The sequence below is a fragment of the Bacillus cereus group sp. MYBK15-3 genome (assembly GCF_051916765.1).
Taxonomy (GTDB): Bacteria; Bacillota; Bacilli; order Bacillales; family Bacillaceae_G; genus Bacillus_A; species Bacillus_A cereus.
Genome location: NZ_JBQAHG010000002.1, coordinates 897,389 through 914,215, shown reverse-complemented (window position 1 = coordinate 914,215; position 16,827 = coordinate 897,389). Strand labels below are relative to the sequence as shown.

The following is a 16,827-nucleotide window of genomic DNA, read 5'->3' as shown; positions in this document are numbered from 1 at the left end:
GTCTTTTTTCGTGTTACGCTGTGATCCAAGCTTCGTTAGCTGGATTTTTACGCCACTCTTGTAATTTCTTCGTTTCAGCTTGTCCAATCATACCTTTTTCTGCTGCAACTTCAGTTAATGCACTGTAATCACTTAAAGAATATGATGCTACGTTAGCTGCTTCTAGTTTTTCTTTTCCTGCTTCAAGCTCGTATGTGAAGATTGATACGATTCCTAATACTTCACAGCCAGCTTCGCGAAGTGCTTCTACACATGTAATTGCACTACCGCCAGTTGAAATTAGGTCCTCTACTACTACTACCTTTTGACCTTTTTCAGCTTTTCCTTCGATTTGGTTCCCTTTACCGTGACCTTTTGCTTTACTACGTACGTAGCACATTGGTAAATCCATACGATCGCTTACCCATGCAGCGTGCGCAATACCAGCAGTTGCTGTTCCTGCAATAACTTCTACAGTTGGGAAGTGCTCTTTAATTAACTCTTCTAATCCAGCTGCAATCGCTTGACGTACTTTTGGATAAGATAAAGTTAAACGGTTATCACAATAAATTGGTGATTTCATACCTGAAGACCATGTAAATGGATCATTCGGTTGTAAAAATACTGCTCCAATTTCTAATAAATGCGATGCGATTTCTTTTTTCATACTGTTACACCTTCCCACTGTTGTTTTACTGTTTTATACGCTTCAAGCGGATTTTCTGCTTTTGTAATACTACGTCCAACTACGATGTAGCTTGAGCCAAGTTCCCTCGCACGTTTCGGTGTTGCTACGCGCACCTGGTCATTTACATCATCGCTTGTAAGACGAATCCCCGGTGTTACTGTTACAAATTCATTTCCGCATACTTCACGTAATTTCGGAACTTCAAGTGTTGAACAAACAACGCCATCAAGTCCACTTTCCTTTGTTAGTTTTGCATAATGAGCAACCGCTTCTTCTAACGTTTTCTCAATGCCGATCTCTTTTTTCATCATAGCTTCCGAAGTGCTTGTTAGTTGTGTAACTGCAATACAAATCGGTCTCTCTTTTCCTTCTTGCTTACCTTCCTCTAATCCCTCAATCGCAGCTTTCATCATACTGCTTCCCCCAGCAGCATGAACATTTACCATATCAACATCTAGACTAGCTAGGCTACGCATAGCGCTTTTTACTGTATTCGGAATATCATGAAGTTTTAAATCTAGAAAAATCTTATGTCCTTTTTCTTTTAAGTACGTAATAATCGCAGGGCCTTCTTTGTAAAATAACTCCATACCAACTTTGACAAATAACTCTTCCCCTTCAAAGTGGCGCAAGAATTGTTCTACATCTTGTTTCCCTGGAAAATCTAATGCAACGATTAACGACTGTGACATGTTTGCTTCCAGCTCCTTCCTTGACATTCCGAAATGTGATCAAATCCTAATTCATCTAATAGTGCTGGTAACTCTTCAATAATTGTCGGACATACGAACGGATCGATAAAGTTCGCTGTACCTACTGCAACTGCGCTTGCGCCAGCATAGAAGAATTCAATTACATCTTCTGCTGTTTCAATACCACCCATTCCGATAATTGGAATGTTAACCGCTTGGCTTACTTCATGTACCATACGAATCGCTACTGGCTTAATCGCAGGACCTGATAATCCGCCTGTACGGTTTGCTAAAATTGGTTTAGCTGTTTTTAAATCTAGACGCATACCAAGCAATGTATTAATCATCGTTAAACCGTCTGCACCTGCATTTTCAATCGCTTTTGCAATTTCCACAATGTTTGCCACGTTCGGTGACAACTTCACGTATACAGGTACTTCAGAAACCTCTTTTACTCGCTTCGTTAAATCAGCAGCAATTTCAGGATTTGTACCAAAGGCGATACCACCTGTTTTTACGTTCGGACAAGAAATATTTAATTCTAGTGCATGGACATTAGGCGCTTTAGAAATTTCTTTTGCAACCGCTACGTAATCCTCAGCTTGTGAGCCTGCAACGTTCGCAATGATTGGAAGATCAAATTGGTCTAACCATGGTAATTCAGAATTCATTACTTTTTCTAACCCTGGGTTTTGAAGTCCGATTGCATTTAACATACCGCCCGGTGTTTCAGCAACACGAGGCGTCGGATTTCCATAACGTGGTTGTTCTGTCGTCGCTTTAATCATGATTGATCCTAGTACACTTAAATCGTAAAACTGTGCATATTCACGACCAAACCCAAAGCATCCAGATGCCGGTATAATTGGATTTTTTAATGATAATCCCGGTAATTCAACTTGCAATCTGTTCATAGTACAACCTCCCCGATTGGAAATACTGGTCCGTCGCTACACACCTTCTTGTAAGAATGTCCACTTGGATCTTCTTGTAAGTGGCATACACATGCGAAACAAGCTCCAATACCACAGCCCATACGTTCTTCTAAAGAAATATAAGCTTTTTTCTCTTTGTAACGTCCTTCTAATGCACGAAGCATCGCTAGCGGACCACATGAATAAAGAATATTAAAGTCAATTCCGTAATTATCAATTACATCTGTGACAAATCCTTTTGTGCCGTGTGTACCGTCTACTGTCGCAACGTACGTATCACCAAGTTCTGCAAATTTCTCTTCATAGAAAACGACATCTTTCGTTTGAAAACCTAAGATGTGGATTACACGTACACCTTTTGCAACGAGGCGCTGTGATAATTCATAAAGTGGTGGTACACCAATTCCCCCGCCCACTAGTAAAGCTGTTTGACCAGCTTCTGCTTCTTCTACAGGAAAACCGTGTCCTAGTGGTCCTAGTACGTCTACCAATTCACCTTGTTTTCTAGTTGCTAATGTTTTTGTCCCTTGTCCTTCTGCACGGTATAGCATTGTAAATTCGTTCTTCTCTTGATCTACATTACAAATACTAATCGGGCGGCGCAGAAGGGGCGCAATGCCCTCCGCTACCTTAATGTGTACAAACTGCCCTGGTTCGTTCATTTGCTGTACTAACGTTCCTTGAAGCACTAATTCGTAAATGTTTTTTGCGATTTCTTTTTGATTAACGACGATCATATTTTGCTTTTGCATCATGCATGTACCACCTCGTGACGCTTTGTTTGCGTAATTTCTTTCATTGAATGAGCTGAGAATGTCATAGATTCTAATACTCGTAAGATTGCTCTCGTTGTATCAAGTGATGTTAAGCAAGCTACACCATTTTCTACTGATTCACGGCGAATGCGGAAACCATCACGCGCTGGTTGTTTACCTTTTGTTAGCGTATTGATTACAAACTGTGCTTTTCCTTGACGGATAATATCTAGTAAGTTGTAGTCTTCAGAATCAATTTTGTTTACAACTTGTACTGGGATATTTTGCTCTGCTAACGATTGTGCTGTCCCAGCTGTTGCTAATAAGTTATAACCGATTTCGTGGAAACGTTTTGCAATTTCCATTGCCTCTTCTTTATCTTTATCCGCTACAGTAATGATTACTGATCCGTGCGTTGGGATGTTAATTCCAGAAGCAACTAATCCTTTGTATAATGCTTTTTCAAGCGTTAAGTCTTTACCCATTACTTCCCCTGTTGATTTCATTTCAGGTCCTAATGTTGTATCAACTGAGCGTAGTTTCGCGAATGAGAATACCGGAGCTTTTACATATACTTCTTTTTCTTCTGGGTGATACCCAGTTCCGTATCCTTGCGCTACTAGATCTTGCCCTAAAATAACTTTCGTTGCAACGTTCGCCATTGGTACACCTGTAATTTTACTTAAGAACGGTACTGTACGGCTCGCACGTGGGTTTACTTCGATTACATACACTTGATCTTCGAATACTACAAACTGGATATTTAGTAATCCAACAATGTTTAATCCTTTTCCAAGTGCAATTGTATGTTCAATAATTTGTTCTTTTAATTTGTCAGATAAGCTTTGTGGTGGATATACTCCAATTGAGTCACCAGAGTGAACTCCAGCACGTTCAATATGTTCCATAATACCTGGAATGAATACATTCTCACCGTCTGAAATTGCATCTACTTCAATTTCTTTACCAACCATGTAACGGTCGATTAATACTGGGTGATCAGCGTGAACTTTAACTGCATTTTTCATGTAGTGCAACAGTTCTTCTTGACGATATACGATTTCCATCGCGCGTCCACCTAGTACGTAAGATGGTCTTACTAATACTGGGTAACCAATTTTGTCCGCGATTGCTACTGCTTGCTCTACAGTCGTTGCTGTTTTACCAACTGGTTGTGGGATACCAAGCTGTGTTAGCGCTGCTTCAAACTTATCACGATCTTCTGCACGGTCTAAATCTTCAAGTGATGTTCCTAAAATTTTCACACCGTGAGCCTCTAATTTAGCAGCTAAGTTAATTGCCGTTTGTCCACCGAACTGAACGATAACACCTTCTGGTTTTTCTAAATCGATAATGTGCATTACATCTTCAATCGTTAATGGTTCAAAGTATAATTTGTCAGAAATACTGAAGTCTGTTGAAACTGTTTCTGGGTTGTTATTAACAATGATTGCCTCATATCCAGCTTCTTTGATTGCCCATACTGAGTGAACTGTTGCATAGTCAAACTCAACACCTTGACCGATACGGATCGGACCAGACCCTAGAACTACTACACTCTTACGATCTGTTCTAACCGATTCATTCTCGTCACCATATGTGCTGTAGTAGTATGGTGTTGCAGATTCAAATTCTGCCGCACACGTATCTACCATTTTATAAACCGGAGTTATATTGCTTTCTTTACGCATATCGTAAATTTCACGCTCTGTTTTGTTCCAAGCATTAGCGATGTAATGGTCACTGAATCCCATTTCTTTCGCAGTTTGTAGTACTTCCATATTTCCTACATTCGCTTTTACTTCGCGTTCCATGTTTACGATGTTTTCAACTTTTTGTAAGAAGAAGAAGTCCATTTCACACCATTCATTGATTTCTTCTTTCGTTACACCTTGGCGAATTGCTTCTGCTACAATAAACAGTCGTTCATCATCCGCTTTAATGATACGTTTTTTCATTGTTTCTTTATCAAGTTCTTTTAAGTGGTCTAATTCTAGGTGATAAATACCAAGCTCTAAAGAACGAACCGCTTTTAATAATGATTCTTCTAAGTTACGTCCGATTGACATAACTTCACCAGTTGCTTTCATTTGCGTTCCAAGCGTTCTGTTTGCTGATTCAAACTTATCAAATGGCCAGCGTGGAATTTTTGAAACAACATAGTCTAATGCTGGTTCGAAACAAGCGTATGTTTTTTGTGTTACTGGGTTTACGATTTCATCTAATGTTAAACCGACTGCAATTTTTGCCGCTAGCTTCGCAATTGGATATCCAGTTGCTTTAGATGCTAGTGCAGATGAACGACTTACACGTGGGTTTACTTCGATTACATAGTATTGGAAGCTATATGGATCAAGTGCAAGCTGAACGTTACATCCACCTTCAATTCCTAATGCACGAATAATTCGTAATGAAGTGTTACGTAACATTTGGTATTCACGGTCACTTAATGTTTGGCTTGGTGCTACAACGATAGAATCACCTGTGTGAACTCCAACTGGATCGATATTTTCCATGTTACATACTACAATCGCGTTATCATTTGAATCACGCATTACTTCATATTCAATTTCCTTACAACCAGCAATACTTTTCTCTAATAAACATTGTGTTACCGGACTATGTTTTAATCCACCTGATACGATTTCAATTAGTTCTTCTTCATTACTACAGATTCCGCCACCTGTTCCACCCATTGTAAATGCAGGGCGAACAATAACTGGATATCCAATTTCTTTTACAAATTCATGTGCTTCTTCTAGCGTATGAATAATTGTACTAGATGGAATTGGTTCATTTAATTCCTGCATTAATGAACGGAATAAATCACGATCTTCTGCTTGCTCAATTGCTGATAATTTTGTTCCTAAAATTTCAACTCCGCACTCTTCAAGTATGCCTGATTTCGCAAGTTCAACAGCCATGTTTAAACCTGTTTGACCACCTAATGTTGGTAAGATTGCATCTGGACGTTCTTTACGAATAATACGGCTTACGAATTCTAGTGTTAATGGTTCGATGTATACTTTATCTGCTGTTGCAGTATCTGTCATAATTGTTGCTGGGTTAGAGTTAACAAGGATTACTTTGTAACCTTCTTCTCTAAGAGATTGACAAGCTTGTGTACCAGAGTAGTCAAACTCTGCTGCTTGCCCAATTACAATTGGTCCTGATCCGATTACTAAAATTGTGTTAATGTCTAGGCGTTTTGGCATAACTCTTCCCCTTCTTTCTTGAAGTTTTCAATCATTGCTAAGAAATCTTCGAATAAATCGTTTGCATCTTCTGGTCCTGCTGAAGCTTCTGGATGATATTGTACTGTAAATGCTGGGAACTTCGTATGACGAAGACCTTCTACTGTTCCATCATTTAAAGCGACATGTGTAATTTCAAGTTCTGTATTTTTAACTGACTCTTCTTCTACTGCGTAACCATGGTTTTGAGATGTAATTGCTACTTTTCCAGTTGCAAGATGTTTTACTGGATGGTTTAAACCACGGTGACCGAATTTCAATTTACTTGTATTCGCACCAGATGCTAGCGCGAACAATTGATGTCCTAGGCAAATTCCGAATAAAGGAACTTTACCGATAATGTCTTTTAACATTTCAATTGCTTCTGGTACATCTTTTGGATCCCCAGGTCCGTTACTTAACATAATTCCATCTGGGCTAAGGCGTAAAATTTCTTCTGCTGTTGTGTTGTAAGGAACTACAATTACATCACAGTCACGCTTATTTAATTCTCGTAAAATACCATGTTTCATACCGAAGTCTACTAGTACAACTCGGTGACCACGACCTGGGCTTGGGTATGGATCTTTCGTTGATACGCGTTTTACATGATCTGTAAATACTGTCGCTTTTAATTGACTTACAATGTACTCTACATCTGCATCCATATTACAAAGGCGTCCGCGTAATGTACCGTATTGACGAATTTTTCTCGTTAATTTTCTCGTATCAATCCCTGCTAATCCTGGGATATTTCTTTCTTTCAAGTAATCATTTAACGAAATTTCATTACGGAAGTTTGATGGATGATCACAAATTTCGTTTACGATTAAACCATTTACAGATGGGTGAATGGATTCAAAATCGTCACGGTTAATGCCGTAGTTTCCGATTAATGGGTACGTGAATGTTACGATTTGACCGCAATATGATGGATCAGATAATGTTTCTTGATATCCAGTCATTCCTGTTGTAAATACAACCTCACCTGACTTTTCGATTTCGCCTCCGAAACCTGTTCCAATTAATACTGTTCCATCTTCTAAGATAAGTTGTCTTTTCATACTAATGCACTCTCCTTTTGCCATGCGATCTTACCACCAACGATTGTCATTACCGGCCATCCTTGGCATTTCCAACCTGCGAATGGTGTATTTTTTCCTTTTGATAAGAATGTTGTTGGGTCAATCTCTTCTTCTTGTTCTAAATCAATGATTGTAATATCAGCTGCTCTACCTTCTTTTAGGCGACCTGCTTCTAAGCCGAATGTATCAGCTGGCTTTTCTGTTAAGAATTGAATTAACTGTTCTAGCGTAATAACTCCCTTTTTCACAAGGTTTGTGTATAGAAGCGGGAATGCTGTTTCAAAACCAGTAATTCCAAACGGTGCTCTTTCAATTCCTTGTGCTTTCTCTTCCGCTGTATGCGGTGCATGGTCAGTTGCAATCATATCGATCGTTCCATCTAATAAACCTTCAATTAATGCTGCATGGTCTTCTTTTCCACGAAGCGGTGGGTTCATTTTAAAGTTAGGATCAGCTGATGGGATATCATCTTCACATAACACTAGGTGATGCGGTGTTACTTCTGCTGTTACTTTAATTCCAGCGCGTTTCGCATCACGGATTACACGTACAGAACCTTTCGTACTTACATGACATACGTGATAGTGGCAATCTGCTGCTTCAGCAAGCAGTATATCCCTTGCAATATGTACAGATTCACATACTGATGGGATACCGTTTAATCCGTGTTTCTCAGAAAACTTCCCTTCATGTACACAACCTTTATTAATAAGCGTATTCTCTTCACAGTGCGCAACTACTGCCATATTTAATTTCGCTGCACGCTTCATAGCTGCTAACATCATGCTAGCATCTTGTACGCCTACACCGTCATCAGTGAAAGCAAATGCTCCAAGCTCTTTTAATGTTTCGAAATCTGTCATTTCAGAACCCGCTTGGCGTACTGTAATTGCTCCGTATGGTAGTACGTTAACATGCGCTTTCTCTTTAATACGATTTTGCAAGTCTTCCATATGTTCTCTGCAATCTGGTACCGGGCGTGTATTTGGCATTGCGCAAATTGTAGTGAATCCACCTTTTGCCGCTGCTAGTGTACCTGTTTCAATTGTTTCTTTATGTTCACCACCTGGTTCACGAAGATGTACGTGTACATCTACTAATCCAGGTGCGATTAACTTTCCGTTCACATCGATTACTTCAGCATTATCTGCCGTAATATTTTCTGCTACCTTAGCGATTTTACCGTCTTGTACGAGAAGATCCGTTGCTACGATTTTTCCTTCTTCATTCATATAACGACCATTTTTAAACAAATAATTCATGTTTCATTCCTCCTAATACATTTGGTAAGGCGCGTTTTAGTACAGCCATTCTTACGTAAACTCCATTTTCCATTTGTTTAAATATGCGTGAACGCTCACACTCAACAAGTTCACTTGCAATTTCAACATCACGGTTTACAGGAGCTGGATGCATAATAATGCTTCCTTCTTTCATACGCTTTTCTCTTTCTACTGTTAATCCGTGTTTCTCATGATATTCTTTCATAATGTCTGTTTCATAATGATCATGACGCTCATGTTGTACACGGAGTAACATCATTACATCAACTTCTGGAACAAGTTCATCTAATGGTTTGTATGTTCCAAATGTGTTGTCTTCATCTTTCCACTCTTCTGGACTTGCAAAGTAAATTGTTGCACCAAGCTTCGTTAATGCTTCTGCATTAGAACGTGCTACTCGGCTATGACGAACATCTCCTACTATTGCAATCTTCAAACCTTCAAATCTTCCAAACTCTTGTTTAATTGTAAGAAGGTCCAGTAGGCACTGCGTTGGGTGGTTTCCGCATCCATCTCCAGCGTTTAAGATTGGAATATTCACCTGATCTTTTAGTTCATCGAAGTAGCGATCTTGCTCGTGGCGGATGACCACTGCTTTTGTTCCGATTGATTCTAGTGTTCTTATCGTATCGTATAAAGTTTCTCCTTTTTGTACGCTAGATGCATCAGCTGAAAAGTTTAAAACATCAAGTCCTAATCTCTTCTCAGCAACTTCAAAGCTAAATCTCGTTCTCGTACTATTCTCAAAGAACAAGTTCGCAACAAAAGTTTGCTCTGTCGTTTTGCTCTCTTTTCCATTCGCAAAATCTTCTGCATCTTTTAGGATTTCTGAAATTTCTACTTCCGATAATTCACTCATCGTTAACAAATGGCTCATCGTCATCCCTCATCTTTCTGATTTTTATGTTACCACTTTTGAATTTTTATAACAACCTTTGCATAAAAATACCCTAGTCATGTGAGACTAGGGTGCAAGAAAGAAGCCACCCTTTCCGGTCTCACAGGACTGAATTAAAAGGTTATTATTATGAAGCAATCTGCTTAGATTGTTTTATTTGTTTCGTTTCCGGTAGTAGTAGATTTAACAGTACACCTACAATTGCTGCTAGTGCCATTCCTTCTACTTGGAATGATTCTCCTACGTGAAGTACCGCTCCACCAATACCGATTACTAATATTACTGATGCAATCATTAAGTTTCGTTTGTCACTTAAATCTGTTTTATCATCTACCATCATGCGTAATCCGCTTGATGCGATTACACCGAATAGTAAGATTGATACACCACCCATAACTGGTGTTGGGATCGAATGAATCAGTGCAGAAATCTTACCGATAAACCCGAACATGATTGCGAATACTGCTGAACCGATGAATAAGTATACACTGTATGCTCTCGTAATTGCTAGCACACCGATGTTTTCACCATACGTTGTATTCGGTGGCCCACCGATTAGTGACGCAATTAATGTTGCTACTCCGTCACCGAAGATTGAACGGTGTAAACCTGGTTTTTCAATTAAATCTCTTTTAATAACATTTCCAAGAACAATTTGATGTCCGATATGTTCTGATATTGTTACTAGTGCAACTGGTACCATCAAGAGTACAATCTTCCATGAAAACTCTGGTGTATATGTTACAAATGGTACTGTGAAATCTGGTACAACAAACCATTTTGCCTCAGCTACCGGCTTTAAGTCTACTAGCCCTTGGAAGTAAGCGAAGATATATCCGCCGATAATGCCAAGTAACACTGGTATTATACTGAAAAATCCTCTTCCAAATATCGAGCATATAATTGTAATTGCTAATGTTACTAACGCTACTGAAAAGTGTGTAAAGCTATATTTGCCATCCGCACCGTTCATCGCCATGTTAACTGCTGTATGTGCTAAAGCTAGACCGATTACCATTACTACTGGACCAACTACGATTGGTGGTAGTAATTTCATAATCCACTCTGATCCTGATTTCTTAATTCCGAGTGAGATTAAGATGTACACAAGTCCTGCTAGCAAACCACCAAGCATTGCTGCTCCCGGTCCACCTGCCGTTTTCGCTGTTATAATCGGTGCGATAAAGGCGAATGATGATCCTAGATAGGCAGGTACTTGACCTTTCGTTATAAGAAGGAACGCTAACGTTCCTAATCCACTTGATATTAATGCTACTGATGGATTCAATCCTGTTAAAAACGGAACAAGCACTGTTGATCCAAACATCGCGAACAAATGTTGTATACTTAAAAATAACCATTTTCCCGGTTTCGGTACTTCATTAACGTCTAACACTGGCTTTTGTTCCATTGTTACATCCTCCTTCAGTTTAAATCTTTGCAATAAAAAAACTCTTTGTGCCTGTGCACAAAGAGTCCTACACTTTCGTATGCCAAATTTGACATATGAAAGCCAAGACCCTTTGGCAGCCTCACAGGACTACATTTAAAAGGGCTTTACTTATCGTATATGCTTACTCGATCTTGTTGATCTGTCTCTTGCAAATCAACTTCGATACGCTCTTCACTTGATGTTGGAATGTTCTTCCCTACATAATCAGCGCGAATTGGTAATTCGCGATGACCTCTATCAACAAGAACCGCCAATTGGATTTGAGATGGTCTACCTAAATCCATAAGAGCATCCATTGCTGCTCGAACTGTTCTTCCTGTATATAATACGTCATCCACAAGGATAACTTTCTTCTTCGTAATATCTACAGGGATATCAGAACCTTTTACAAGTGGTTCTTTATCTTTCGATTGTAGTGTTAAATCATCACGATATAACGTAATGTCTAACTCTCCAACTTCCATTTCTTTTCCTTCAATTTGACCAATTCGTTCTGCCAAACGTTGTGCAATAAAAATTCCACGAGTTTTAATTCCGACAAGAACACAATTATCGACACCTTTATTTCGTTCCACGATTTCATGACTAATTCGTGTTAAAGCGCGGCGAATCATTTGGTCATCTAAAACGACAGCTTTCTCTTGCATGCTCTACACCTCCAAGCTTTTTTCTTGCGTGAGAGTAATGGTATAAAAAAAGTCCTCTCAGCGTGTGCGAGAGGACTTTTGAAAAAAGGGTACAACATACCCTAAGTATTTCAAACCGTTACCTTCTCAACCTCACGGGGCTGTGTTAAAGGATCATTATTTAACTGTTGTCAGTATCTCAGTTTTCTTATGATTTGTCAATACTATTTTCGTAAAATATTTAATACGTCTTCAAACACTTCTGGAATCGGTGCCTCAAACTGAATATATTCACCAGTACGAGGATGATCAAAGCCTAAAATACCCGCATGAAGTGCTTGTCCATTCATATCTAACGTTTTCTTCGGACCATACTTCGGATCTCCTGCAAGTGGATAGCCAATATATTTCATATGAACACGAATTTGGTGCGTACGTCCCGTTTCTAAGCGACATTCTACAAGCGTAAAGTCTTTAAAGCGTTCTAACACTTGGAAGTGCGTAACAGCGTTCTTACCATTTTCATCAACTGTCATACTTTGACGTTCTTTCTTATCACGAGCAATCGGAGCATCAATCGTTCCCTTATCATGCGGAATCACACCGTGTACAATCGCTTTGTAACGTCTCGTTACTGTTTTTGCTACAAGCTGATTTACAAGCGATTCATGTGCCATATCATTTTTAGCAACCATTAATAGTCCAGATGTATCTTTATCAATACGATGCACGATACCTGGACGCATTACACCGTTAATGCCTGATAAGTCTGTACAATGGTGCATAAGGCCGTTTACAAGTGTACCACTTGTATGCCCTGGTGCTGGATGTACAACCATACCACGTGGCTTATTTACAACAAGCACATCTGCATCTTCATAATAAATTTCTAAATTTAAATCCTCTGGTTGAATATCTAACTCTTCTGGTTCAGGAATTGTTACTGTAATTTCATCTTCTTCTTTTACTTTATAATTCCCTTTTACCGCTTTTCCGTTTACTGTCACAACGTCATCTTTAATCCATTGCTGCACTTGCGTACGTGACCATTCATTATTTATCCCTGCAACGAATTTATCAATTCGCTCGTTTTTTTGCTCTGCTGCAACTGTTACTTGTACTACTTCACTCATTCAATTACTCCTTCGCTTTCTTGCCTTCTAATAATGTTTGAATAATAATTAATACAACACCAATACATAATGCTGAATCAGCTATATTGAATACTGGATAGTTGTACGAGAAAATATACACGTGAATGAAATCCACTACTTCTTGTCTAAATACACGATCAATAAAGTTACCAATTGCCCCGCCCAAAATTAGGCTTAACGAAATACCTAGAAGCTTGTCTGTTTTCGCATACTTTTTCATATAAAATACAATAAACACTACAAAAACAACTGTAATAATGTAGAAGAACCACATTTTATTTTCTAAAATACCCCAAGCAGCGCCTCTATTTCGATGTGATGTTATGTATAATACATTGTCGATAATCGGAATACTCGTACCCAATTCCATGTTCTTTACAATTAACCACTTCGATATTTGATCGATAGCAATGACGAATAACGCTATTACATAATATATCATTTTCATTTCCCCCACAAAGACAGTGTACCTCAAAATTTTAGCATAGCTGCTACCTTTTCACAATGAACCTTTATAGAAGAATAAAATAAATTAAAAAAAGGTAATATAATATCGTTGTGCGTATTCATACATTTACCTTTTCATAAAAGAATTCATGAATCGTACGGGCAGTCGGCATTGTCTTCATTTGCTTTGTCGAAATTAATCTCCCCGTCTCTTCACAAATACCATACATGTCTATTTCCATTTTAAATAATGCGCGTTCTACATCCTTTAAATCCTCTTTTATATCATGTAATAGCAATTTTTTCTTTATCTCTTCCTTAATTTCATATCCAAGCTCTTGGCTGAACTCGACATCATATTTGTGCATTACTTCTTTAGCTAGTCTCTCTTGCAACTCTTTTCTCATCAATTGCAATTCTTCTTTTATTTCCATGTAAATTTCATTCACGTGTACATTCCTCCTAGCTGTAATGTACAGTTAGTGTGTCCGAAATTTATTTGCTTACCTCACACACATTTTTCCTTCACAGGAAAGAGTCTGAAAGTGATTTTGATATGCCATCAACAAAAAAACTGACTGCATCAATAGCAGTCAGCTTTTTTTATTATTTTACATAGTTTTCTTTAACAACTGTTGCACAACGCTCACATAATGTTTCATGTTCAGCATCTTTACCAATTGTTTCTGAAACTACCCAACAACGTTCACATGTTTCACCAGTTGCTTGAGCAACAACAACCGCTGTATGTTCATACTTCGGTGCATCTGCTGGCGCTTCATCCATCATACCACCAAGTTTATACTCAGAAACGATGAATAATTGCTTTAAGTCTTCGCTAATAGACTCTAACATAGCTTTCATTTCTGCAGTTGGATATAGCGTAATGCTTGCATTTAATGACTTACCAATTACTTTTTCATTACGAGCTACTTCTAGTGCTTTTAACACGTCATCACGTAATGTCATAAATGCATCCCATTTTGTTTTTAACGCTTCCGCGTCATCTAATTGTACAGCTTCTGGCATATCAGTTAATTGTACACTTTCTTCTGTTACGCCTGGAATGTATGGCCATACTTCATCAGCTGTATGCGGTAAGATTGGTGTTACAAGTTTCGTTAACGCAACAAGAACATCATATAATACAGTTTGAATCGCACGACGATCTTCGTGGTTTGCACCTTCAATATATAAAATGTCTTTTGCAAAGTCTAAATAGAATGAACTTAAATCAATTGTACAGAAGTTATGAATTGCATGATACACAGCAGCGAAGTCGTATGTCTCATATGCTTCTTTAACTTTTGTAATTAAGTCATTTAATTTCACTAACATGTAACGATCTACTTCACGAAGTTCAGCTACAGCTACTGCATTTTCACTTGGCTTAAAGTCGTCTAAGTTTCCTAATAAGAAACGGAATGTGTTACGGATTTTACGATACACTTCTGCTACTTGTTTTAAAATATCATCTGAAATACGTACGTCAGATTGATAGTCAACAGAAGATACCCATAAGCGTAAAATGTCTCCGCCTAATTGATCCATAATTTTCTTCGGTACGACAATGTTTCCAATCGACTTACTCATCTTACGTCCTTCACCATCTAGTACGAAACCGTGACTTAGTACGCCTTTATATGGAGCTTTACCTGTTACAGCAACTGCTGTTGATAATGAAGAGTTAAACCAACCACGATACTGGTCAGATCCTTCTAAATATAAATCAGCTGGACGCTGTAAATCTTCGCGCTCTTCTAATACCGCTTGGTGAGAAGAACCTGAATCGAACCATACATCCATGATGTCTGTTTCTTTACGGAATTCGCCATTTGGGCTACCTGGATGTGTAAATCCTTCTGGTAATAGATCTTTCGCTTCACGCTCGAACCATACGTTAGAACCGTGTTCACGGAATAAATCTGCTACATGGTTAATTGTTTCATCCGTAATAATTGGATCACCATTCTCAGCATAGAATACCGGAATTGGCACACCCCATGCACGCTGACGAGAAATACACCAGTCACCACGGTCACGAACCATATTATGAAGACGAGTTTCTCCCCATGCTGGTACCCATTTTGTTTCTGCTACAGCTTCTATTAATTCTTTACGGAATGCTTCAATAGATGCAAACCACTGTGCTGTCGCACGGAAAATAATTGGTTTTTTCGTTCTCCAATCATGTGGGTATGAATGTGTAATGAATGTTAGTTTCAGTAACGCGCCTACTTCTTCTAATTTTTCTGTAATTGGTTTATTAGCTTTATCATAGAATAAGCCTTCAAATCCAGGTGCCTCATTTGTTAATACACCTTTATCATCGACTGGGCAAAGTACTTCTAATCCATACTTTTTACCAACAACGAAGTCATCTTCCCCGTGTCCTGGTGCTGTATGAACACAACCTGTACCTGCATCTGTTGTTACGTGGTCTCCTAGCATAACTAATGAATCACGATCGTAGAATGGATGTTTTGCAACTGTGTACTCAAGTTCGCTACCTTTTACTGTTTTCACAACTTCAGCATTTTCCCACTCTAACGTTTTTGCAACTGTCTCAAACAGCTCAGAAGCAATGATATATTTCTCATCGTTTACTTTTACAATGCTATATTCAAGCTCTGGGTGAACAGAAATACCTAAGTTTGCAGGTAATGTCCAAGGTGTCGTTGTCCAAATGATGTACTTTTCATCACCTTCTAATACGTTCTTTCCATCTTTTACAGGGAATGCTACGTAAATAGATGCTGATTTTTTATCTTGATATTCAATTTCAGCTTCCGCTAAAGCAGATTCACTCGTTGGAGACCAGTAAACTGGTTTTTGACCTTTATAGATATAACCTTTTTTCGCCATGTCACCAAACACTTTAATTTGTTGTGCTTCATAAGCTGGCTCTAAAGTAATATATGGATTATCCCAATCTGCACGTACACCTAGACGCTTAAATTGTTCACGTTGACGTTCTACTTGTTCATATGCATACTCTGCACATAACTTACGGAACTCAGCAACTGTCATTTCTTTACGTTTTACACCTTTATTTGTTAAAGCTTGTTCAATTGGTAAACCGTGCGTATCCCATCCTGGAACATATGGCGCACTAAAACCAGTCATTGATTTATAACGAACAATAAAGTCTTTTAATACTTTATTTAATGCATGTCCCATATGAATGTCACCATTCGCATATGGAGGTCCATCATGCAATACAAATAAAGGACGTCCTTTTGTATGTTCTTGTACTTTTTCGTAAATATTCATTTCAGCCCATTTTTCTTGCATTGCAGGCTCACGTTTTGGTAAATTCCCACGCATTGGGAACTCTGTTTTTGGCATCAGTAATGTATTTTTGTACTCCATGCTCAATTCCTCCTTACATGTATAAAAGAAACACTTAAAAAACGGAATAAAAAAGAGACCTTCTCATCCCAAAAAGGGACGAGAAAGTCTCCCGCGGTACCACCCTAGTAGATCATATACATATGTATAGAATCCTCTTTATATTCTTAACGCGAATACACGCCTACGCTTACTCTATTTGTTCAGCGCGGAACTCCAGGGTGATATTCCCACTATCTCCTTATCCT

At 38.6% G+C, this 16,827-nt stretch carries 14 protein-coding genes and 1 other annotated feature (1 of these 15 running past the window's edge); all 14 genes read right to left on the bottom strand.

Annotation, left to right across the window (positions count from 1 at the left end):
* Positions 1–13: 13 nt before the first annotated feature.
* Positions 14–646 carry an orotate phosphoribosyltransferase gene (pyrE, locus tag ACTFR8_RS13300; protein ID WP_000711449.1) on the bottom strand — a complete coding sequence of 211 codons (633 nt, stop codon included), beginning with the start codon at positions 644–646 and terminating at the stop codon, positions 14–16.
* The gene (gene pyrF, locus ACTFR8_RS13295; RefSeq protein WP_000083498.1) at positions 643–1,359 is read right to left on the bottom strand and encodes an orotidine-5'-phosphate decarboxylase; all 717 of its coding nucleotides are present in this window, start codon (positions 1,357–1,359) and stop codon (positions 643–645) included. The genes pyrE and pyrF overlap by 4 nt, the downstream gene beginning before the upstream one ends.
* On the bottom strand, positions 1,344–2,273 hold the full coding sequence (gene pyrD, locus ACTFR8_RS13290) for a dihydroorotate oxidase B catalytic subunit (protein ID WP_001081055.1): 930 nt from the start codon (positions 2,271–2,273) through the stop codon (positions 1,344–1,346). Before pyrD ends, pyrF begins: the two co-directional genes overlap by 16 nt.
* Positions 2,270–3,049 carry a dihydroorotate oxidase B electron transfer subunit gene (gene pyrK / locus ACTFR8_RS13285; RefSeq protein WP_100619324.1) on the bottom strand — a complete coding sequence of 260 codons (780 nt, stop codon included), beginning with the start codon at positions 3,047–3,049 and terminating at the stop codon, positions 2,270–2,272. The genes pyrD and pyrK overlap by 4 nt, the downstream gene beginning before the upstream one ends.
* Positions 3,046–6,264 carry a carbamoyl-phosphate synthase large subunit gene (carB, locus tag ACTFR8_RS13280; protein ID WP_001126125.1) on the bottom strand — a complete coding sequence of 1,073 codons (3,219 nt, stop codon included), beginning with the start codon at positions 6,262–6,264 and terminating at the stop codon, positions 3,046–3,048. The genes pyrK and carB overlap by 4 nt, the downstream gene beginning before the upstream one ends.
* Positions 6,249–7,346, bottom strand: coding sequence for a carbamoyl phosphate synthase small subunit (locus ACTFR8_RS13275; protein ID WP_000828678.1), 1,098 nt, complete (start codon positions 7,344–7,346; stop codon positions 6,249–6,251). Before ACTFR8_RS13275 ends, carB begins: the two co-directional genes overlap by 16 nt.
* Entirely contained in the window at positions 7,343–8,629 is a 1,287-nt protein-coding gene (pyrC, locus tag ACTFR8_RS13270; RefSeq protein ID WP_001108377.1) for a dihydroorotase, read from the bottom strand. Before pyrC ends, ACTFR8_RS13275 begins: the two co-directional genes overlap by 4 nt.
* Positions 8,613–9,527 (bottom strand): aspartate carbamoyltransferase, encoded by a 915-nt coding sequence (gene pyrB, locus ACTFR8_RS13265; protein WP_000018849.1) that lies wholly within the window; start codon positions 9,525–9,527, stop codon positions 8,613–8,615. The genes pyrC and pyrB overlap by 17 nt, the downstream gene beginning before the upstream one ends.
* A 148-nt stretch (positions 9,528–9,675) precedes the next feature.
* Positions 9,676–10,959: a uracil permease gene (uraA, locus tag ACTFR8_RS13260; protein WP_000435928.1), complete on the bottom strand. Its 1,284-nt coding sequence runs from the start codon at positions 10,957–10,959 to the stop codon at positions 9,676–9,678.
* Positions 10,960–11,105: 146 nt separating this feature from the next.
* Positions 11,106–11,648 carry a bifunctional pyrimidine operon transcriptional regulator/uracil phosphoribosyltransferase gene (gene pyrR, locus ACTFR8_RS13255; protein WP_001156488.1) on the bottom strand — a complete coding sequence of 181 codons (543 nt, stop codon included), beginning with the start codon at positions 11,646–11,648 and terminating at the stop codon, positions 11,106–11,108.
* A 203-nt stretch (positions 11,649–11,851) separates the two neighbouring features.
* The gene (locus ACTFR8_RS13250) at positions 11,852–12,760 is read right to left on the bottom strand and encodes an RluA family pseudouridine synthase (protein WP_000005830.1); all 909 of its coding nucleotides are present in this window, start codon (positions 12,758–12,760) and stop codon (positions 11,852–11,854) included.
* A 4-nt stretch (positions 12,761–12,764) separates the two neighbouring features.
* Positions 12,765–13,223, bottom strand: coding sequence for a lipoprotein signal peptidase LspA (gene lspA, locus ACTFR8_RS13245; RefSeq protein WP_000642184.1), 459 nt, complete (start codon positions 13,221–13,223; stop codon positions 12,765–12,767).
* Positions 13,224–13,347: 124 nt separating this feature from the next.
* A complete protein-coding gene (locus tag ACTFR8_RS13240) occupies positions 13,348–13,677 on the bottom strand; it encodes a molecular chaperone DnaK (RefSeq protein WP_001002956.1) in 330 nt (109 codons plus the stop codon).
* Between the two features lie 157 nt (positions 13,678–13,834).
* The gene (ileS2, locus tag ACTFR8_RS13235; RefSeq protein ID WP_000455951.1) at positions 13,835–16,600 is read right to left on the bottom strand and encodes an isoleucine--tRNA ligase; all 2,766 of its coding nucleotides are present in this window, start codon (positions 16,598–16,600) and stop codon (positions 13,835–13,837) included.
* Positions 16,601–16,671: 71 nt separating this feature from the next.
* Positions 16,672–16,827: a binding site (T-box leader), on the bottom strand (it continues 68 nt past the right edge of the window).

Coding starts and splice junctions, on each gene's coding strand:
- pyrE (WP_000711449.1), bottom strand. CDS start 646: ATGAAAAAAGAAATCGCATCGCATTTATTAGAAATTGGAGCAGTATTT.
- pyrC (WP_001108377.1), bottom strand. CDS start 8,629: ATGAATTATTTGTTTAAAAATGGTCGTTATATGAATGAAGAAGGAAAA.
- ileS2 (WP_000455951.1), bottom strand. CDS start 16,600: ATGGAGTACAAAAATACATTACTGATGCCAAAAACAGAGTTCCCAATG.
- ACTFR8_RS13275 (WP_000828678.1), bottom strand. CDS start 7,346: ATGAAAAGACAACTTATCTTAGAAGATGGAACAGTATTAATTGGAACA.
- lspA (WP_000642184.1), bottom strand. CDS start 13,223: ATGATATATTATGTAATAGCGTTATTCGTCATTGCTATCGATCAAATA.
- uraA (WP_000435928.1), bottom strand. CDS start 10,959: ATGGAACAAAAGCCAGTGTTAGACGTTAATGAAGTACCGAAACCGGGA.
- pyrD (WP_001081055.1), bottom strand. CDS start 2,273: ATGAACAGATTGCAAGTTGAATTACCGGGATTATCATTAAAAAATCCA.
- pyrK (WP_100619324.1), bottom strand. CDS start 3,049: ATGATGCAAAAGCAAAATATGATCGTCGTTAATCAAAAAGAAATCGCA.
- pyrB (WP_000018849.1), bottom strand. CDS start 9,527: ATGAGCCATTTGTTAACGATGAGTGAATTATCGGAAGTAGAAATTTCA.
- pyrR (WP_001156488.1), bottom strand. CDS start 11,648: ATGCAAGAGAAAGCTGTCGTTTTAGATGACCAAATGATTCGCCGCGCT.
- carB (WP_001126125.1), bottom strand. CDS start 6,264: ATGCCAAAACGCCTAGACATTAACACAATTTTAGTAATCGGATCAGGA.
- pyrF (WP_000083498.1), bottom strand. CDS start 1,359: ATGTCACAGTCGTTAATCGTTGCATTAGATTTTCCAGGGAAACAAGAT.
- ACTFR8_RS13250 (WP_000005830.1), bottom strand. CDS start 12,760: ATGAGTGAAGTAGTACAAGTAACAGTTGCAGCAGAGCAAAAAAACGAG.